At 71.9% G+C, this 19,518-nt stretch carries 16 protein-coding genes; 12 read left to right on the top strand and 4 right to left on the bottom strand.

Going from position 1 to position 19,518, the window contains the following annotated elements; genetic code table 11:
* Positions 1-721 precede the first annotated feature (721 nt).
* From FNH04_RS12780 to FNH04_RS12770, 3 genes are all read left to right on the top strand, one after another.
* A complete protein-coding gene (locus FNH04_RS12780) occupies positions 722-1,813 on the top strand; it encodes a substrate-binding domain-containing protein (protein WP_152783559.1) in 1,092 nt (363 codons plus the stop codon).
* Between the two features lie 181 nt (positions 1,814-1,994).
* On the top strand, positions 1,995-2,765 hold the full coding sequence (locus FNH04_RS12775) for an ATP-binding cassette domain-containing protein (protein ID WP_322722984.1): 771 nt from the start codon (positions 1,995-1,997) through the stop codon (positions 2,763-2,765).
* Positions 2,759-4,042, top strand: a complete 1,284-nt coding sequence (locus FNH04_RS12770) for a sugar ABC transporter permease (RefSeq protein WP_386574580.1) — start codon at positions 2,759-2,761, stop codon at positions 4,040-4,042. The genes FNH04_RS12775 and FNH04_RS12770 overlap by 7 nt, the downstream gene beginning before the upstream one ends.
* Before the next feature lie 51 nt (positions 4,043-4,093).
* Here the strand turns inward: FNH04_RS12770 and FNH04_RS12765 are convergent, their stop codons facing one another.
* Positions 4,094-5,374, bottom strand: a complete 1,281-nt coding sequence (locus tag FNH04_RS12765; RefSeq protein WP_152783557.1) for an MFS transporter — start codon at positions 5,372-5,374, stop codon at positions 4,094-4,096.
* On the bottom strand, positions 5,371-6,783 hold the full coding sequence (locus tag FNH04_RS12760; RefSeq protein WP_228031318.1) for a M20 family metallopeptidase: 1,413 nt from the start codon (positions 6,781-6,783) through the stop codon (positions 5,371-5,373). Before FNH04_RS12760 ends, FNH04_RS12765 begins: the two co-directional genes overlap by 4 nt.
* A gap of 212 nt (positions 6,784-6,995) precedes the next feature.
* Between FNH04_RS12760 and FNH04_RS12755 the strand changes: the two genes are divergently transcribed.
* A complete protein-coding gene (locus FNH04_RS12755) occupies positions 6,996-7,988 on the top strand; it encodes a LysR family transcriptional regulator (protein ID WP_152783553.1) in 993 nt (330 codons plus the stop codon).
* Here FNH04_RS12755 and FNH04_RS12750 read toward each other — a convergent pair.
* The gene (locus tag FNH04_RS12750) at positions 7,879-8,973 is read right to left on the bottom strand and encodes an NAD-dependent epimerase/dehydratase family protein (RefSeq protein WP_152783551.1); all 1,095 of its coding nucleotides are present in this window, start codon (positions 8,971-8,973) and stop codon (positions 7,879-7,881) included. The two genes, FNH04_RS12755 and FNH04_RS12750, sit on opposite strands and share 110 nt — an antisense overlap.
* 382 nt (positions 8,974-9,355) lie before the next feature.
* Between FNH04_RS12750 and FNH04_RS12745 the strand changes: the two genes are divergently transcribed.
* From FNH04_RS12745 to FNH04_RS12710, 8 genes are all read left to right on the top strand, one after another.
* Entirely contained in the window at positions 9,356-10,423 is a 1,068-nt protein-coding gene (locus tag FNH04_RS12745) for an ABC transporter substrate-binding protein (RefSeq protein ID WP_194236652.1), read from the top strand.
* Positions 10,420-12,081 carry a sugar ABC transporter ATP-binding protein gene (locus tag FNH04_RS12740; RefSeq protein ID WP_322722983.1) on the top strand — a complete coding sequence of 554 codons (1,662 nt, stop codon included), beginning with the start codon at positions 10,420-10,422 and terminating at the stop codon, positions 12,079-12,081. The genes FNH04_RS12745 and FNH04_RS12740 overlap by 4 nt, the downstream gene beginning before the upstream one ends.
* The gene (locus tag FNH04_RS12735) at positions 12,074-13,027 is read left to right on the top strand and encodes an ABC transporter permease (protein WP_152783547.1); all 954 of its coding nucleotides are present in this window, start codon (positions 12,074-12,076) and stop codon (positions 13,025-13,027) included. Before FNH04_RS12740 ends, FNH04_RS12735 begins: the two co-directional genes overlap by 8 nt.
* On the top strand, positions 13,024-13,977 hold the full coding sequence (locus tag FNH04_RS12730; RefSeq protein WP_152783545.1) for an ABC transporter permease: 954 nt from the start codon (positions 13,024-13,026) through the stop codon (positions 13,975-13,977). The genes FNH04_RS12735 and FNH04_RS12730 overlap by 4 nt, the downstream gene beginning before the upstream one ends.
* Positions 13,974-15,212 carry a M20/M25/M40 family metallo-hydrolase gene (locus tag FNH04_RS12725; RefSeq protein WP_152783543.1) on the top strand — a complete coding sequence of 413 codons (1,239 nt, stop codon included), beginning with the start codon at positions 13,974-13,976 and terminating at the stop codon, positions 15,210-15,212. The genes FNH04_RS12730 and FNH04_RS12725 overlap by 4 nt, the downstream gene beginning before the upstream one ends.
* Before the next feature lie 325 nt (positions 15,213-15,537).
* Positions 15,538-16,266 carry an MBL fold metallo-hydrolase gene (locus tag FNH04_RS12720; protein ID WP_194236651.1) on the top strand — a complete coding sequence of 243 codons (729 nt, stop codon included), beginning with the start codon at positions 15,538-15,540 and terminating at the stop codon, positions 16,264-16,266.
* A gap of 19 nt (positions 16,267-16,285) precedes the next feature.
* Entirely contained in the window at positions 16,286-17,104 is an 819-nt protein-coding gene (locus tag FNH04_RS12715) for an IclR family transcriptional regulator (RefSeq protein ID WP_152783539.1), read from the top strand.
* Positions 17,105-17,196: 92 nt separating this feature from the next.
* Entirely contained in the window at positions 17,197-18,465 is a 1,269-nt protein-coding gene (locus FNH04_RS12710) for a hypothetical protein (RefSeq protein ID WP_152783537.1), read from the top strand.
* A gap of 45 nt (positions 18,466-18,510) precedes the next feature.
* Here the strand turns inward: FNH04_RS12710 and FNH04_RS12705 are convergent, their stop codons facing one another.
* Positions 18,511-19,068, bottom strand: a complete 558-nt coding sequence (locus FNH04_RS12705; RefSeq protein WP_322722982.1) for an isochorismatase family protein — start codon at positions 19,066-19,068, stop codon at positions 18,511-18,513.
* Between the last annotated feature and the right edge of the window lie 450 nt (positions 19,069-19,518).

The following is a 19,518-nucleotide window of genomic DNA, read 5'->3' as shown; positions in this document are numbered from 1 at the left end:
GTGGTCGCGGCGGCGTGCGCGGCCGGGTGCGGGGCCGGCAGATCGGGGTGCCCGTGCGCCTGCCGCTGATCGTCACGCCGTACACGGTCGCGTGTGCGGGTGGTCGTGGCCGTACTCCGGTCCGGTCGTGGCCGCACGGCTCGCCCGGGTGCGGCCGTATCCGGGCCGGGACATGGCATCGGACCGGAGTACGGCGGCGCCTGGCCGCTGTGGCCGGACCCGGCGCCGCGACCGCCGCGATCACGGGCGGCCCCTGCGCTCGCAGGTCGCCGCAGCCGGTGCCAGACTGACCACGTGGCCGTCTTGCCACTCCGGGGCGGCACGTTCCGGGCACCGCGTGGACGGCGTCCGCGGCGTGGCTGTCTGCCTTCCGCCGGACCTCTGCCTGCCGGTACGAGCGGCATGGTGAGGAGGCCGGGCCTCGCCGCACGCGCTGAGCGAGACGTCGGTCTCCATACGGGGGTGCACACGGGTGCCGGGCACCGCCGTCGCGCGGTCCCCGGCGCGGCCGTGTACGCGCCGTGTGTCAGCGGGCGCCTGCCGCGCCCCCGGAACGGGACGGAAGGGCCGACGACGTGAATCCGCTGGTCGTTCCCGAGCCGGTCGCCAAGGCCCCGCTGCGCACACCCGACGGCGTACGGGCGCTGTACCCGGACCCGGCGCCGGGCGGTGACCGGGCGCGGGCCTCGCCCGGGGGAAGGACGAGTTGGAGGTCTCTCTCATGAAGACCTGTATCCGGGACGTCGCCGTCGCCCTGGTTGCGGTGGCGACGGCCGTTGCCCTGACCGCCTGTGGGCAGGCCGACGGGAGCAGTGCCGGCGGGGGCGATGGCCCGCAGGTCGGCCTGCTGCTGCCGGACACCACCACAGCGCGCTGGGAGACCCAGGACAGGCCCCTGATCGAAAGCGAGATCAAGGAGCTGTGCGGCGACTGCACGGTCGAGCACGCCAACGCCAAGGGCGACGTCGCCACCCAGCGGCAGCAGGTGGACTCCATGATCACCAAGGGGGTCGACGCCATGGTGCTCGTGGCCGTGGACGCCCGATCGCTCGGCGCCGCGGTCAGGAAGGCGGAGCAGGCGGACATCCCGGTGATCGCATACGACCGGCTCGCCCAGGGCCCGATCTCGGGATTCGTCTCCTTCGACGGTGAGGAGGTCGGCAGGCTCCAGGGCAGGGCTCTCCTGCAGGGCATGGGCGCCGCGGCGGACGGTGGCCAGATCGTCATGATGAACGGCGACCCCAATGACCCCAACGCGGCCGAGTTCAAGAAGGGCGCGCTGTCCGTGCTCAGCGACAGGGTCAAGATCGGGAAGATGTACGACACCCCTGTCTGGCGGGCGGAGATCGCCAACATGAACATGTCCGCGGCCATCTCCGCACTCGGCGCCGACACCATCGACGGCGTCTACGCCGCCAACGACGGCCTCGCCGCAGGCAGCATCTCCGCTCTCCGGGCGAACAACGTCAGCCCCCTGCCCCCGGTCACCGGCCAGGACGCCGAACTGGAGGCGCTGCGGCGCATCGTCGCCGGCGACCAGTACATGACGGTCTACAAGCCCTTCGAGCCCGAGGCCGCCGCCGGCGCCGCCATGGCTGTGGCCGCGGCCCGCGGCGAGAGCCTCGAGGACGCGGCCACCGGCACGGTGAGTGACAGCAGCGGGGAGTCCGTTCCGGCCGCCCTGCTCGCCCCGGTGTCCGTGACCGTCGACACGATCGAGGGCACCGTGGTCAAGGACGGCGTGTACACGGTCGAGGAGATCTGCACCCCGCAGCTCATGGCGGCCTGCGCCCGGGCCGGGCTCACCGGATAGGCGGAGGTCCGGATGAATCAGACAGACTGGACATCTGAATAGGCCGGATATCGGGATGGGCCGGGAAGCCGATGGACCGGGAAGCCGATGGACCGGGAAGCCGATGGACCGGGCAGCCGGATGGACCGGACAGGCCGATTCCCCCACCGGCGGGCACCGAGAAGTGGAAGGAGATGGTTCCGTGCCGGCTCCACCCCTGCTGGCGCTGCGCGGCGTGTCCAAGCGCTTCGGCGTCGTCCATGTCCTCGAGGACATCGAGCTGGAGATCCGCGCCGGCCAGGTCGTCGCCCTCATGGGTGACAACGGGGCCGGGAAGTCCACCCTGGTCAAGGTGATCTCGGGCGTCTCCCCCGCGGACAAGGGCGTCATCGAGTGGGAGGGCCGGACCGTCCACATCAGGCGCCCTCACGATGCCCGGGACCTCGGCATCGCCACCGTGTACCAGGACCTCGCGCTGTGCGGGAACCTCGACGTGGTCGGCAATCTGTTCCTCGGACGGGAGATCCGCAGGTACGGGTTCCTCGACGAGGTGGAGATGGAGCGCCGTACCCGGGACCTGCTGGAGCACCTGGCGACGGGTGTCCCCGATCTGCGGGCCCCCGTCGTGTCCCTGTCCAGCGGTCAGCGGCAGACGGTCGCCATAGCCCGATCGCTGCTCGGGAACCCGCGCGTCCTCCTTCTGGACGAACCGACCGCGGCCCTCGGTCTCCAGCAGACCACCGAGGTCCTCGACCTCGTCGACCGGCTGCGCGACCGCGGCCTGGGAGTGCTGCTGATCAGCCACAACATGGGTGATGTCAAAGCCCTCGCGGACCGTGCCGCGGTGCTGCGGCTGGGCCGCAACAACGGATTCTTCGACGTGAACACCGCATCCCAGGAGCAGATCATTTCCTCCATAACCGGCGCCACGCAGAACGTGCCCCGCCGTACGGCCTTCCGGGAGGAGTGGTGAAAGGGACCCGCAACACGGCGGACGACACCGGGGCCGGCCCCTCCACGTCCACCACCCAGGACCGCCGGCCGCGCCGCGGGCGGGCGGTCGTCCGTGCCCTGGAGGGCTGGGCCGCCGCGTTCCGGCTCAAGCTGAACGCCGGCGAACTGGGCTCGCTCCCGGTCGTCCTCGTCCTCGTCGCGGTCTGGGTCGTCTTCCAGATCCTCAACGAGAACTTCCTCTCACCACGGAACCTGTCCAATCTCAGCGTGGACATCGTCGGTACGGGCCTGATCGCGGTCGGTGTCGTCTTCGTGCTTCTGATCGGGCAGATCGACCTGTCGGTCGGCTCGATCAGCGGTCTGGCGGCGGCCCTCTTCGCCGTCCTGAACGTGAACAACGGCGTGCCGGAATGGCTGGCCCTGATCATCGCGGTGGTCTCGGGCACCGCGGTGGGGACCATCCAGGGCTTCTCCTTCGCGAGAACCCGCGTGCCCGCGTTCGTCGTCACGCTCGCGGGGCTGCTGACCTGGAACGGCCTCATGCTCTACATCCTGGGCACCAGCGGCACCATCAACCTCGACGAGAACGGCCTCGTGGCCAAACTGACCAGCTACTACTTCACCAACGACGCCGCCGCCTACGGCCTCGCGGCGGTCGGCGCGGGGCTGGTCTTCATCGCCTCCTACCAGGACAGGCGGCGCCGCAAGGCCGTAGGCATGCCGCACCGTTCGCTCCGGGAGATCGGGGTGCGCACGGGCGGACTGGCGGTGGTCGCGTTCGTCGCGGCGTTCGTACTCAACCGGTTCCAGGGACTGCCGCTGGCCTTCCTGATCTTCCTCGTGGCGGTGGCCGGCCTGGACGTCGTCCTCCGTCGCACACGCTACGGGCGGCAGGTCTACGCCCTCGGCGGCGGCGTCGAGGCGGCCCGCCGCGCCAGCCTCAGGGTGGTACGGGTACAGACCGCGGTGCTCGCGGTGTCGGGCACGATGGCGGCGATCGGCGGACTGTTCCTCGCCTCGCGGATCACCTCGGTGAGCCAGGCCTCGGGCGGGGGCGTCCTGCTGCTGAACGCCATCGCGGCGGCGGTCATCGGGGGCACCAGCCTGTTCGGAGGGCGCGGGACGACCTGGTCGGCGGTGCTCGGCATTCTGGTCATCGAGTCGGTGGCCTCGGGCATGGCCATCACGGACACGCCCGTCGCAGTCCAGTTCATGATCACCGGCGGCGTGCTGTTCGCCGCCGTGGTCATCGACTCGCTCTCCCGGCGCACCCAGGAGGCGCATGGCCGGGCCTGACGGGAGCCGGGGGAGCGGCCTGTTCCCCCGTGGCCCCCTCGCTGGCGTCCGTCAGCGGATGCCGTGCCGGCGGGCCCCCGCCACCAGCGCACCCACACTCAGCACGGCCACCGCCAGCAGGTAGTACGCCGGTGAGACCTGCGAGCCGGTCGCGGTGACGAGGGCCGCCGCGATCGTCGGGGTGAAACCGCCGAAGACGGCGACCGTCGTGTTGTAGCTGAAGGACAGACCGGTGGCCCGTGCCCGCGCCGAGAACACGTCCGACATCACCGAGGGGAGCGCGCCGAAGTACGCCGCCTTCAGCAGGCCGAGGACCGTCATGCAGAGCATGAGGGTCAGGAACGACGGCGAGGCGGTGAGCCAGACGAAGAGCGGCACCGCGGCGGCACCGATCAGCAGCGCGGACGGGAGCATGATGCGTACCCGGCCGTAGCGGTCGGCGAGCAGGCCCACCACGGGGGTGCCGAAGGTCAGGATGGCCCCGGTGACGAACAGGGCCACGTACGCCAGGGAGTCGTCGAGACCCAGCTCCTTGATCCCGAAGGTCGGCAGGTACTGGAGCATGAAGTTCAGCGCCGTCGAGACGATCAGCACGCCGCCCGCGACCAGCAGACCGCCCCAGTGGTCGCGGAAGACCGCGCGGACCGGCGAGCGCACCCCGGGCGTCTCCGCCATCGCCGGGGACTCCTCCACGTACCGGCGCACGAAGTACCCCACCGGCCCGATCAGCAGCCCGAACACGAACGGCACCCGCCAGCCCCACGACGTCATCTGCCCGTCCGACAGCACCGCCGTCAGCCCGGCCGCGAAGCCCGCCGCCATCAGCGTCGACAGACCCTGGCTCGCGAACTGGAAGCTGCCGAGGAAGCCCTTGCGCCCCGCGTTCTGCTCGACCAGGAAGGACGTCGCCGCCCCGAACTCGCCCGCCGCCGCGAAACCCTGGAGCAGCCGGGCCAGGACGATACCGAGGGGCGCGGCGATCCCGAGCGTCGCGTACCCCGGCATGAACGCCATCAGCAGCGTGCCCGCCACCATCAGGCGGATCGACAGCATCAGCGCCTTCTTGCGGCCGTGGCGGTCCGCGTACGCGCCCAGCACCAGCCCGCCGACCGGGCGGATCAGATAGGTGATGCCGAACACCGCGTACGTCTGCACCAGCTGGACACCCGCGTCGTCGGACGGGAAGAACGTGCGGCCGATGTACGACGCCAGCAACGCGTACAGCGCCAGGTCGAACCACTCGAGCGCGTTGCCGACGGTGGCCGCCGCGATCGCGCGCTTCGTGGCCGTGGGCGTCGCGGACGGTACCGGGGCGGACTGCTGAACGGTCATCGTGGGCCCTTCGCGTACGCGGGGAGCGGGAGTTCGGCGGTGGGGTTGCCGAGGGCGTGGAAGAGCGCCGTCGCCAGGACCAGGCCCTCACGGGCGATCGGCGCGAGCAGGTGCTCGTCGGGGGCGTGCTGGAGACAGCCCGGGTACGAGTGCGGCAGCCACAGGGCGGGCAGGCCGAGGACCTCCGTGAAGACGGAGTGGGGCAGGGAGCCGCCGATGTTGGGCAGGACCGTCACCGGCCGCTCGGCCACCTGCTCCAGCGCGGCCCGCGCCCAGTCCACCCACGGGTCGTCCAGCGGCGTACGGGCGGCCGGGAACCGCCCGAGCACGGTCACGTCCACCATGGGGAAGCCCTGCCGTGCGAGATGCTCGGTGAGGACCTCGCCCACGCGGCTGACGTCCGTGCCCGCGACGTGGCGGAGCTGGAGGACCGCGCGGGCCCGCCCGGGAATCGCGTTCACCGGGCGGTCGATGTCGGCCGCGCCCAGCGACAGCACCTCCAGCGTGTTCCAGGCGTAGAGGCGCTCGGCGGCGGTCAGCGAGATATCGCCCCAGCCCTCGTCCGGAGCCGGGTCGCCGGGGCTGTTCGCGACCGTGACTCCGGCCAGCGACCGCCGTACGGCGTCGGGGAGCCCGGGCGGCAGGAGCTCCGGCACCCGGATGCCGCCATGGCCGTCCACCAGGCTCGCGATCGCCCCCGCCAGGGTGGTCGCGGGGTTGCGCAGGACACCGCCCCAGTTGCCCGAGTGATACGCGTCGGGACGCAGATCCACGTCGAGCAGGATCTGCACCCCGCCGCGCGCCCCGAGGAAGAGCGTCGGTGTCGCGGCGTCCACGCGCGGGCCGTCCGAGGCGATCAGTACGTCGGCCCGCAGCCCCTCGCGGTGCGCCGCGGCGAACCGTGCGAGCCCCGGGGAGCCGATCTCCTCGCCCGTCTCGAACAGACAGGTCAGGTTGAAGCCGAGCCGGCCCTGTTCGGCGAGGAGCAGCCGCAGGGCGGCCAGGTTCACGAGGTGCTGGCCCTTGTTGTCGGCCGCGCCGCGCCCGTACCAGCGCTCGCCCTCCGCGGTCAGCGTCCACGGGCCGCGGCCCTCGCCCCACTGGTCCGCCTGCCCGTCCACCACGTCCGCGTGCCCGTAGCAGAGCAGCGTCGGCAGCTTGGGCGACTCGACGCGCCGGCCGACGAGGAACGGTCCGCCGCGGGGGTCCTCGTTGCCGTACGTCCTCACGGAGCATCCGAGGCCCGTCAGAGCCGGGGTCAGGACCTCGTCGAGGTATGCCGTGACGGCAACGCTCGCTTCGGGGTGGACGCTCTCGGTCGGATAGGCGACCATGGCGGCCAGTTCGGCGAAGAAGGCGCCCGAGTCGATGAACTCCTCGGCCTTGCGGAGCAGCTGCGCGGGGATCAAGGCGGTGATTCTCCCGGATGTCGCGGTGGATCGGGGGACGATCGGACCCAGCGGTGACGAAGACGGAAGGGAGCGGCAGGGCGGGAAACCCTCTGGGGGAAGGGGTGTCGACTCAGCAGCGTAGGGTGGTTTCCGGCCGACCACCATTGCCGTTTGTGGGCCTGTGCGTTCTACTTTCGGCAAACCGTGAGGTGGAGAGGAACGGAGTCCTCATGCAGCTCGTGCCGGTGAGCCTCACGTACTTCCTGGAGGTCGCCCGGACCGGATCGATCAGCGAGGCCGCGCAGACGCTGAACGTCGCCCCGTCCGCGATCAGCCGCCAGATCGCCAAGCTGGAGTCCGGGATCGGGGTGCCGCTCTTCGTCCGGCACCCGCGCGGGATGACCGTGACCGACGAGGGCTCCCGGCTGCTGGCGCACGCCCGCCGCAGCGAGGCGGAGTCGGCCTCACTCGTCGACGAGCTGCGCACGGGACGGGGGGCCGACGTCCGCAGCGTCACGGTCGCCTGCTCGGAGGGGTTCGCGCGGCGGGTCGTACCGCGCGCGATGGCCGCCTTCCGCCGCGAGCACCCCGACGTCACCTTCCGCCTCGACATCGTGGACCGCCAGGAGGCCACGCGGCGGGTGGCCGAGGGCATCGCCGATGTCGCCGCCACCTACACGATGGGCCCGCAGCACGACGTACGGGTGGAGCGCGCCGTCGTCATCCCCGTGGCCGCGATCGTCCCGCCCGGCCACGAGCTGGCGGGGCGGGAGCGGATCACCCTGGCGGAGCTGTGCGCGTATCCGCTGGCGCTCGGCACGGCGGGCACCAGCCAGCGCGAACTCTTCGACATCGGCGTCCAGTTGGAGGGCCTCACGGTCCGTCCGGCCCTCGTCTGCGACGCGCTCACCCCGCAGTACGAGTTCGTACGCTCCGGGGGCGGTATCGCCCTGGTCGGCGATCTCGGCGACCTGGATGAGGGGGCCGAAGGGGACGGAGGGCCGTCCCCGGAGGGCGTCACCTACGTCCGGGTCGACCACCCGGTCTTCCGGCAGCGCGAGGCGCAGATCCAGACGATGCCGGGCCGTCGGCTCCCCTGGGCGGCCTCGCAGTTCACCGAACTGCTGGTCTCACTGCTGCCGGGGCGCCCCCGGCAGCACCCCGCTGCGCCCGCCATGCCTCGTAGTGGTCAAGGACCGTCTCCTCGATCGGACGGTACGTGATGCCCAGCTCCCGCACGCTCCTGCCGTTGTCCACCCGGAAGCGGATACCGAGGTGCTTGCGGATGTAGTCCTGGGTCAGCCCGAAGGCCGGGCCGAGGACGCGGACCGGCCAGTGGGGGAGCGCGGTGCGCGGGAGGCGGAGATCGCGGGGGTACCGGGTCCGGATGATGCGGGACATGTCGCGGAAGGACGTCATCGTCTCGGCCGCGACGATGTACCGGCCCTGCGCGTCCGGGTTCTCCGCCGCCGCGATATGCGCGTCCGCCACCTCCCGTACGTCCGCCGTCGTGAAGCTGAAGTCCGGCGCGCCGTAGAAGAAGTAGCCCTTGAACAGCTCCTCCAGCAGGAACAGGCTGCCGGACTCCGACGCGGGGGTGAGGGAAGGGCCCAGGATCAGACCGGGGTTGACGGACACCATGCGCCAGCGGTCCTGGGCCGCCTCCGCCTCCCACGCCGCGCGCTCCGCGAGGGTCTTCGCATAGTGGTAGGGGTTGTCGGCCTCGGTGCTGCTGGTGTTGAAGTAGGCCTCCGACAGCACCTGGCCGTCCATCTGCAGGACATCGGCGTAGTCGCCGAAGATCGCGCCGACGGTGGACGTGAAGACCAGTCGCTCGACCGTCGGTGTCCGCTCGACACCCGCCAGCACGTTGCGCGTGCCGAGGAGAGCCGGGTCGACCATGTCCCTGCGGCCGTCCTTGATCTTCTCCACCATGAAGAACGGCGACGCCACGTGGAACACCACCGCGCAGCCCCGCATCGCCTCGTCGAAGGAGCCCTCGGCCAGCAGATCCGCCTCGAACAGCTCCAGCCGGCCGGGAAACGCCTCCCCCATGTCGAGCAGCGGCCGCACCTTCGCCGTGTTCGCGGTGGACCGTACCGTCGTCCGGACCCGGTAGTCCCGCTCCAGCAGCCGCCGCACCAGATGACTGCCGACGAAGCCGCTGCCGCCGGTCACCAGAACGGCCGGCGCCCCCTCTGCTCCCATGCTCTCTCCCCGCCTCGGGCCAGTGGCCGGTCTCCGGGGCGCGGTGACCCGCGCCCCGGAGACCAGAGTGTGTCATCGGGCGGACCGATCGTGACGCGCCTTCAGCAGACGCGATCACCGATGCCCCGAACACCGCCGCCACGCTCCTGCGAGCTGGCATGTTGTGCAATGCGAAATTCTGTGGTGCAGAAGTGGTGCGCGGCCGTACGCACCTCCTACGTTGCCCTCTCAACAGACCGGTCCTCACCGGGCGATGCGCTCCCCTACCACCCGGAGCAGTGATGATCCGGTGCGCGGGTCCGGTGAAAGCCCCCTCCCCAACTCACCGTCACCCGGGCCACGTGCCCGGCCCGGGTGCCTCCCGAGGGAATCGAGAGCTTCGATGAACACACGTTCCGTACGTGGTGTGGTGGCCTTGGCGGCCTCCCTGTGCGCGCTCGCCGGTGTCACCGCGTGCAACGTCGAGTCCGACAGCGACACCGCCAAGAGCGGGGCGAGCGCCTCCGCCGCGGCGGCCAAGGACCTCAAGGTCGGCTGGTCGACCATCTATCTGACGCCGTCGTGGATGCAGCAGACCCTGAAGATGCTTCAGGCCGACGTGGACAAGCTGAAGTCGGCGGGCAAGGTGTCCACGTTCAAGACCTTCAACGCCAACGGCGACACCTCGCAGCAGATCTCGCAGATCCGGGCGATGATCCAGCAGAAGTACGACGTGATCCTCGTCGACGCCGGCTCCTCCACCGCGCTCAACCCGGCGCTCGAACAGGCCGTGGCCGCGGGCATCACCGTCGTCGCCTTCGACTCCCTGCCGACCAGCAAGAAGGTCATCAGAGTCGGCACGGACCAGAAGGCGTGGGGCTCGATGATGGCCGAGTGGCTGGCCGGGAAGCTGGACGGCAAGGGCAGCGTCATCGCGATGAACGGCCCGGCCGGCGTGGCCGTCAGCGAGGACCGCTGGGCCGGTGCCGAGACGGTCTTCAAGAAGTACCCCGGCATCAAGATCGTCAGCAATGTGCACAGCGAGTACAACCTCGCTCCGGCCGCGCAGTCCTTCGCCTCCGCCTACTCCGCGCACCCGGACATCGACGGCGTCTTCTCGCAGGGCGGCGCACTCTCGGCCGCCGCGCTCCAGACCCTGATCAAGCAGGACAAGAAGCTCGTCCCCATCACCGGTGAGAACTACAACGGCTTCCTGAAGCTGTGGAAGTCGAAGCAGAAGGAGGGCTTCTCCTCCATCGCCACCGCGCAGCCCAACTACCTCTCCGTCATCGCCCTGGAGGCGGCCGTCGCCAAGGTGGAGGGCGTGTCGGTGCCGCAGGACATCACCGTCCCGCTTCCCGAGATCACCGACGACAACCTCTCCGAGTACGTGCAGACGGACCAGCCGGACGACTCGTACCCGATCAACGACATGCCGCAGTCCGAGATCGACAAGCTCATCGGCAAGTGAGCGGTGGGCAGGTGACCATGGCGCCGCTGCTGAGCGTGGAACAGGTGTCGAAGTCGTTCGCGGGGAACCAGGTGCTCAAGGAGGTGAGCTTCACGGTCGGGCCCGGTGAGGTGCTGGCACTCGTCGGCGAGAACGGGGCCGGCAAGTCCACCGTGCTCTCCCTCGTCACCGGGCTCCTCACGCCCGACTCCGGCCGGGTCGTCCACGAGGGCGCTCCCGTACCCCGGGCGTGGTCGCCGCACCGCGCCCGGGCGGCCGGGATCGGCTCCGTCCACCAGGAGCTGAGCCTCAACCCGCACCAGAGCGTCGCGGAGAACGTCTTCCTCGGCGCCTGGCCCAGCCGGCGCGGTCTGGTACGGGCCCGCGACCTCGCGGCGCGGGCACGGCCCCTGCTGGAACGGGTCGGCCTCGACATCGACCCGCGCACCCGCGCCGGGCGGCTGCCGCTCGGCCGCCAGCAACTGGTCGAACTGGCCAAGGCGCTGGCGAGCGAGCCCCGCCTCCTGATCCTCGACGAGGCCACCTCCGCGCTCGACGAGGAGCAGGTGGGCGCCGTCTTCCGCGTCGTCCGCGAACTGCGCGACCAGGGAGGCTCGGTGATCTTCGTCAGCCACCGCATGGCCGAACTCTTCGCGGTCAGCGACCGGTTGACGGTCCTGAAGGACGGGGCGGTGACGGCGACCCGGGAGCGCGAGCGGACCGACCACGACGACATCGTGCGGCTGATGGTCGGACGCGAACTGTCGGACCTGTTCCCCGAGAAGGGGACCGGTACGGCGCCCGAACCCCTGCTCCGGGCACGGGACCTGACCGTCCCCGGCGCGTGCTCCTCCGTCGACCTGGACCTCGCCCCGGGCCGTGTCGTCGGCCTCGGCGGACTCCAGGGCCAGGGACAGCGCGAGGTGCTGCGCGCCCTGTTCGGCCTGGCCCGCCACACGGGGCGGATCACGCTCGAGGGGCGGCCGGTGCGGCTCTCCTCGCCACGGGACGCGATCCGGCACCGCGTCGCGTACGTCCCCGAGGACCGCAAGACCGAGGGCGTCCACACCGCGCGCAGCGTCCGCGACAACCTCGCCCTGCCCAGCCTGCGCACCCTCGCCCCCGGCAGCCGTCTCACCACCGTCTCGCGCACGGCCGAGACCCGGCTGGTCGCCGAACTGACCGAGCGGCTGCGTATCCGGGCCGCGTCACCGGCGCAGGAGGCCCGCCGCCTCTCCGGCGGCAACCAGCAGAAGGTGGCCCTCGCCAAATGGCTGCCGGCCGACCCCCGCGTCCTCCTGCTCGCCGAACCCACCCGGGGCATCGACATCGGCACCAAACGCGAGATCTACCACCTCCTTCGCCGCCTCGCCGACGAGGGCCTGGCGGTCCTCGTCACCTCCGGAGACACCATGGAACTCGTCGGCCTCTGCGACGAAGTGGCCGTCCTGTACGAGGGCAGGGTCGTCGACCGCCTAGCGGGCCCCGCCCTGACGGAAGAACGCCTGGTACGGGCCTCGGTGATGGGCACGGCGACGGAGACGGACACAGAGAAGGACACAGAGAAGGACACAGAGGCGGACGAGCCGTCCGCCCTCCTGCCCCAGCAGGTCGCCCAGGCCATCGACGACATCGACGACGGTGACCGGCCCGAGCCCGGGAGCGTGGCCCATGCGTGAGCGGATCACCACGGCCGCCCGGGGGAACACGGACCTCCTCGGGCTGCTCGCCCTGCTGCTGGTGCTGCTCGTCGCCTACCAGCACTACGACCCCAGCCTGCTCAGCCCGGCCTCCGTCACCATCCTGTCCGCGCAGTTCCTCCCGCTGATCCTGGCCGCCGCCGGGCAGACGACCGTGATGCTGCTCGGCGGGATCGACCTCTCGCTCGGGGCCGTGCTCGGGCTCGCCATGGCCGTGTTCGCGACCTACGACGCCCGGGGCGCGGGCGGAGTCATGACCGCCGCCGCGCTCGCCCTGTGCGTGGCCGTCGCGGCCGGCGCCGTCAACGGGACCCTCGTGGCGTACGCCGGACTGCCCCCGATCGTCGTGACGCTCGCCGCGTCGTTCCTGTGGAGCGGTGTCACCCTGGTCGTCCTGCCGCAGCCCGGCGGACATGTCCCGGCCGGGCTGGTCGACGCGTACAACAACGGCTGGTACGGGATCGCCCTGCCCGCCGCCGCCCTCGCTCTCGTCCTCGCCGTCTGGAAGCTGCTGCGCACCACCCGGCACGGGCTCGCGCTCTACGCCGTGGGCGGCAACGAGCACGGCGCCTACGCCAGCGGACTGCACACCCGGGGAGTGAAGATCGGCGGGTACGCGCTGGCGGGCGCGTTCACCGGGCTCGCCGGGATCGGGCTCGCCGTCCAGACCGGCTCGGCCGACCCGACGATCGGCACGCCGTACACGCTCAACTCCATCGCCGCCTCGGTCCTCGGCGGCATCAGCTTCTTCGGAGGGGTCGGCCGGATGCGCGGTACGGTCCTGGGCGCACTGGTCATCGGCCTGCTCACCAACCTGCTGCTGTTCACCGGGATCTCGCCTTTCTACCAGCTCGTCATACAGGGCGTGATCCTCGTGGCGGCGCTCGCCCTGAAGACCTACGTCACGAGGGAGGCGGCCGAATGAGCGGCCTTGTAGCAGTATCGGCGGCCGCGCTGCGCGGCAGCCGGGCCGCCTGGGCGTTCGGCGTGCTCGCGCTCACCTGGCTCGCGGCGATCCTCTTCGCCGACGGCTTCGACAGTGTCTCCAACTTCCGCTACCTCGTGCAGACGGCGTCGTTCCTGGGCATCGTCGCCGTCGGCCAGACCCTCGTCGTCATCATGAGCGGCATCGACCTGTCGGTGTCGGGCGTCGTCGCCCTGTCCGCGGTCGTCTGCGCCAAGGTCGCCTCCGGTACGGGAGGCGGCGCGACCGGCATCACGGCGGCGCTCGCGCTGAGCGCGCTCGTGGGCGCGGTGAACGCGGCCGGGGTGGTGTGGCTGCGGGTACCGCCGATGGTGATGACCCTCGCCACAGGCACGATCCTCGCCGGTGCCCTCCTCGTCTACACCGACGGATCGCCCAGCTCGGCCGCGGTGCCCCTGCTGGACTCCCTCGCCAACGGCCGACTGCTGGGCGTCCCCTGGGCGTTCGTGCTGTGGCTGGGCATCACGGCCGTCGCCGGCTGGCTGCTGCACCTGTCCAGGACCGGCCGGTACGCGTTCGCGCTCGGTGCCGGCGAGAGCGCGGCCCGCGCCTCCGGAGTACCGCTCGGCGCGACCGCGTTCACCGCGTACGTCTCCTGCGCGCTGCTCGCCGGAGTGGCGGGACTGGTACTGCTCGGCTTCACCGGGACCAGCTCGCTGACCATGGGCAACCCGTACCAGCTCCTGTCCATCGCCTCCGTCGTCCTCGGCGGCACATCCATCCTCGGCGGCCGCGGCCATCTCCTCGGCACGGTCGGCGGTGCCCTGCTGCTCACCCTGCTCACCGCGCTGCTGACCTCCTGGAACCTCTCGGAGGGCGTACGCCAGGTGGTCCTCGGCGTCCTGATCATCGGCCTGCTGCTGGTCTACGCGAGGGAGCGCCGCACATGAGGGACCAGGCCGCCCGGCTCGCCCGCGACCTCGTACGCATCCCCAGCGTCAACCCCCGGGACGCGGCGGGCGACGGGGGCGAGACGGCGGTCGCCGTGCACGTACGCGACTGGCTGGCGCGGCACGGCGTACGGGCCGAGCTGCACGAGGTGCTGCCGGGGCGGTCCAACGTGGTCGCCGTTGTGCCGGGGCGCAGCCCGGAGGCCGTCCTGCTCGAAACGCACCTCGACACGGTGGAGACGGACGGCATGAGCGTCCGGCCGTACGACGGCGACGTACGCGACGGCCGTCTGTACGGGAGGGGCGCCTGCGACGCGAAGGGGGCGCTGGCCGCGTTCATGCTGGCCGCCGCCGAACTCGCACGCGGCGAGCCACCGTCCTACACGGTCGTCCTGGCCGGGGTCTGCGACGAGGAGCACGCCTACCGGGGCGTCCTGCACCTGCTGGACACGCTGGGGGACCGCCCGGTCGTCGGCGCGCTGGTCGGCGAGCCCACCGGACTGGTCCCGGCCGTCGCGCACAAGGGCGTCGTGCGCTACACCGTGCGCGTCCGGGGGCGGGCCGGTCACAGCTCGCGCCCCGAGGACGCCGTCAACGCCGTCTCGCTGATGGCCCCCGTCCTCGCCCACCTCGCCGCGACGCCCCCGGCCACGGCACCGCATCCGCTCCTGGGCCCCGCCACCCGTTCGGTCACCCGCGTCCGGGGCGGCACGGGCCCCAACACCATCCCCGGCACCTGCGAGGTGGACGTCGACCGCCGCACCCTCCCCGGCGAGGACCCCGAGACCGTCTGGCGTCAGGACGGCGCCGAACTCGCCGCGCTGGGCGCCGAGTTGGACCCGCCCTTCACCGTCGACCCGGCCCTGGACACACCGCCCGACACCCCCGTCGTCACTGCCTTGCGCCAAGCCCTCGCCGCCCACGGCCTCCCGTCCGGCGTCCAGGGCATGCCCTTCGGTACGGACGCCAGCAAACTGGCCCGCGCCGGCATCCCGTCGGTGGTGTTCGGCCCCGGCTCGGTGACGGACGCGCACGCGGCGGCCGAGTCCGTGGAGTTGGGGGAGGTGGCACTGGCCGCAGGGGTCGTGGTCGCGGCGATCCGCGGAATGGGGGAGCCACCCACCGTCCGAGCCGACACCGAGCCCGCGGAGGCAGGGGGAGAACCGGCATCGGCCCACCCCGGCGAACGCGAGCCCGGATCCCACTCGACGGCGCCCACACCGGAGGAGGCGTGATGCACCTGACCGCCCGTATCGCCGTCAACGCCACTGGCGGCCCGGCTTGGTGGCGACGGCTGTTGTCGGCCGGTTCGGATGCCGTGGGGAGCTGTCGTGCGCTTGAGTGCTCGTGTTGCTGTCGCTGTGGAGGCGGCGGTCAACGCGACGGGCGGCCCGGCCTGGTGGCGACGGCTGTTGTCGTCCGGTTCGCTGCCGCGGGAGACGTCATGTGCCTGAGCGCTCGCGTCGCTGTCGCCGCCGAGGCCGCCGTCAACAGCACCGGCCGCCCGGCCCGGTGGTGGCGACCGATACCGTCGACCGTTCCCGTCCCGGAGGGGCTGCCGTGCGCCTGACCGATCACGTCACCCTCGTCGCCAGCGGGGCCGCCGGGTTCGATCTCAGCGATCCGCTGGACTGTCACGCCTACCTCGTGCGGGGCAGCCGCCGCAGCGTGCTCGTGGACGCCGGGGCCGGGCGGTCCGTCCACAGCATCCTGCGGAACGCCGGCACCGAGCCGGACCACCTCCTCCTGACCCACGGCCACGCCGACCACGCGGGCGGGGCCGCCGCACTCGCCGAGCACCTGCCGGGTCTGCGGGTGCTGGCCGGGGCGGCGGCCGTCCGCTGGATCGCCGAAGGCGATGAGGAGGGCCTCAGCGTGGACAAGGGCAGGGCCGCCGGGGTCTACCCGGACGACTACGCCTTCCGGCCCTGCCCCCGCGTCGAGCCCGTCGCCGACGGCACGGAGATCGACCTGGGCGGCGGAGTCGTGCTCCGGGCCGTCGCCACCCCCGGCCACGCCGACGGCCACACCTGCTACCACCTGCGCACGCCCGCCTACCGGGCGCTCTTCTCCGGCGACTGCGTCTTCACCGGGGGACGTATCTCCCTGCAGAATCTGCACGACTGCCGCGTACCCGAGTACGCGGCCAGTCTGACCCGGCTGGCCGCGCTCGATGTCGACGCGCTCTTCCCCGGCCACCACGAGGTCTCACTCGCCCGGGCCGGGCGGCACCTGGCCGCCGCCCGCGACACCGTCGCCCGCGGCCTGATGCCGAGAAGCACGACATGACTGCGCCGAGGAGCACCACATGACCGCACCGCCCCGCCGCAACCAGGCATCCTCGCTGCGCCGCGCGCTCACCGTCCTCGAGTACATCCGCGACCACGCCGGCACCGGCCGCGGCGTCTCCCTGACCCGTATCGCGGAGGACCTCGGTATCAACAAGAGCACGGTGCTGCGGCTCGCCACGCCCCTCATGGAGACCGCGCTGCTGGACCGCGACCGCGAGACCGGCTGGTTCCGGCTCGGCCACGGCACCCTGCGGCTCGGCCAGGCGTACCTTTCCTCCATCGACCTGCGCAGCGTCGCAGCGGAACCGCTCCGGCTGCTCCAGCACGCGGTGGGGGAGACCTGCCACCTGGTGGTGTACGAGCCACCGGACGTCGTCTACATCGACAAGGTCGAGAACGAGACCAACGTCCGTATGGCCTCCCGTATAGGCAGCCGTGTCCCCGCCTACCGCACCGCCGTCGGCAAGGCCATCCTCGCCTGGCTCGGCGAGGACGCGTTCCGGGCCGTGGTGGCCGCGGGGATGGCCCCGGTCACGCCGCACACCGTCACCGACCCGGAACGTCTGCGCGCCGAACTCGCCCGGGTCCGCAGGCAGGGCTACGCGATCGACGACCGCGAGAACGAGCCGGAGGTACGGTGCGTCGCCGCGCCCGTCTTCGACCACACCGACGCGGCGGTCGGCGCGCTCAGCGTCTCCGGTCTCACCACCCGTATGACCCCGGCCCGGGTCCGCGAGGTCGGCCCCATGGTCGTCCGTACCGGTCTGGAGATCTCCCATGTCCTCGGCTCTCCCCGGGCACGGGACATCGGCCAGCACAGGGCCCCCGGCTGCTGAAGAGCCCTCAACCTTCCCAGGAGCCCTCGCCCCCTCGAAGAGCCCCGGCTCTCCGAGGCCTCCGATGCCTTCCGAAGCGCGACAGGAGCACCATGCACACGAGCCCCCGGACGGCGCCGACGCCACCGACGCCTTCGTCGACCTCCTCCGTCTACACCTTCGTGGAAGACCTGCGCGCCGAGGGCGTGGACCCGGTCCTCGACCGGGTCCTCGGCACGTACGGCTGCGACACCCTCACCGTCGCCGCCGCCTACCACCGCGCCCGCGACGTGACCCCGCACGGCCCCGCCCGGGTCACCCTGCGCCACGACGGCGTCCACTTCCCGCCGCCGGCCGACCTGTTCGACGGCATACGCCTTGCCCCGCCGGTCCAGCCAGGCGCCGAAGACGACCCCCTGCGCGACCTGCGCCTGCGTACGGCCGAACGGGGCGCCGCCCTCCACGGCTGGACGGTCTTCCTGCACAACACCACCCTCGGCCTCGCCCACCCCGACGTCACCCAGGAGAACTGCTTCGGCGACCGCGCCGCCCCGGCCGACCTGTGCCCCGCCCACCCGGACGTACGGGCGTACGCCGTGGCGCTGGCCCGTGCGGTGGCCCGGCAGGGCGTGGACGCGGTGGTGGCCGAGTCGCTGCACTTCGGCACCTTCGGGCACGGCTACCACCACGAGCGCAGCTTCGTACCCCTCGGCCCGGTGGAGGAGTTCCTCCTGGGCCTGTGCTTCTGCCCGTACTGCACGCGGCAAGCCGAGACCGCGGGAGTGGACTCCGCCGCCGCCCGCGCCGAGGCCACGCGGACCGTCGCCCGGCTGCTCGACGGCGCGGGCCCCGAGCCCGGCCCGCTCGGTCCCGGAGAACTGGCCGATCGGGCCGGGGAGTCTGTCGCCGCGTACGCACGCGCCCGCCGCGACACCGTCACCTCGCTCGCGGCGACGGTCGCCGACGCCGTGACGGCCGAGGGCTCCCGGCTGGTCTTCCTCGATCTGACCGGCGCGGTCAAGGGCTACGCGGACGGCCGTCCGGCCGGCGCGCTCGCGGCCGACGAGGCCTGGCGGATCGGCGTGGACCCCGCGGCGGTCGGCGCGGTCGTCCCCGGCTACGGCGTCCTCGCCTACGCCCGTGACCCCGCCCGGATCGCGGCCGACACCGCCGCCTACCGGGCCGTACTGCCGGACGGCTGCGGCCTTCGGACCGTACTGCGCCCGGGTGCCCCGGACACCGCGTCCGCCGAGGCGCTGGCGGAGAAGACGGCGGCGGCCACCGGCCCCGGCGGCACGGACGCCGTCGACTTCTACCACTACGGCCTGGTCCCGTTCCCCGTGCTCGACCGCATCCCTGCGGCTCTGAAGGCACGTGGCTGACGCGCCCCGGTTCAGCCCACGTGAACGCGTTCAGCCCTCGCGGTTTCAGGACATGCCGAAGTCGACGTCCTTGGTCGTGACGGTCCCGGCTGTCCGCCCCGGCGCCGTCTGGTAGGTCCAGTACAGGTTGGTGTGGGCGATGACCTGGTCCGGCGGAGGCGCCCCCCACGCCGTCTGGTCCCCCGTGGTGTGGGCGTCGCTGACCAGCGTTGCGTCGTACCCTCTGACGAGCGCGCCGTGGAGTGTGGAGCGGATGCACGCATCGCTCTCCGCGCCGACCACGAGGAGTCGGCCGACTTCAAGAGCCGACAGCACGGTCTCGAGGGTGGTGTCCTCGAAGGAATCGCCGTAGTTCTTGTGGATGAGCGGTTCGGTGTCGTCCGGAGTCAGCTCCGGCACGATCCGCCAGTCGTCGCTCTCCTTCACCAGTTGCTCGTCGGAGTGCTGGACCCAGACGACCGGGACCCGTTCCCGCCGTGCCTTTTCGACCAGGGCGGCCACGTTCGCAACGACCGTGTCGCGCTCGTGGGCCCCCGCGACGACTCCTTTCTGCACATCGACGACGAGGAGTGCGGTGGTCGGCCGGTTGTCGAGTGTGGTCACGATTTCCCCCTGCGCATGCGGAGTTGCTGTGTCCACGCACGGTAGCGCCACCCACTGACAGCAGCCGGAAGGAACCGCGCGCCGCCCGGACTGCGCGCGGGGGAGCTCTGCCTCCCACGGCCGACACAGGCCGTAACGACGCTGGAGACGCGCCAGTTGCCGGATGGCGACGCGGAGCGCGTCCTCGATCATGCCCCAGAGCTCGAACGCCGCCACCAGCGACCGTTCCGGGACCTCCTCGATCGCCGGGCAGTCGTGCGCCGATCTCCCCGCACGCGCTGATGCCCGCTTCGGTGATGTCGGCGGGAGCGGGCCGAGGCCGGCCGTTGGCCTGCACGCCGTAGGACCAGCTCTTCGACACGAACCAGCTCTTCGACACGAACCAGTCGGACAACGGACAGCATCAAACCCTGTCGACGACTTGATCGCGCAGGCGGAATGGGCGGGGGC

The organism is Streptomyces phyllanthi, assembly GCF_009377205.1.
Taxonomy (GTDB): domain Bacteria; phylum Actinomycetota; class Actinomycetes; order Streptomycetales; family Streptomycetaceae; genus Streptomyces; species Streptomyces phyllanthi.
This window is presented reverse-complemented; position numbering and strand designations above follow the sequence as displayed.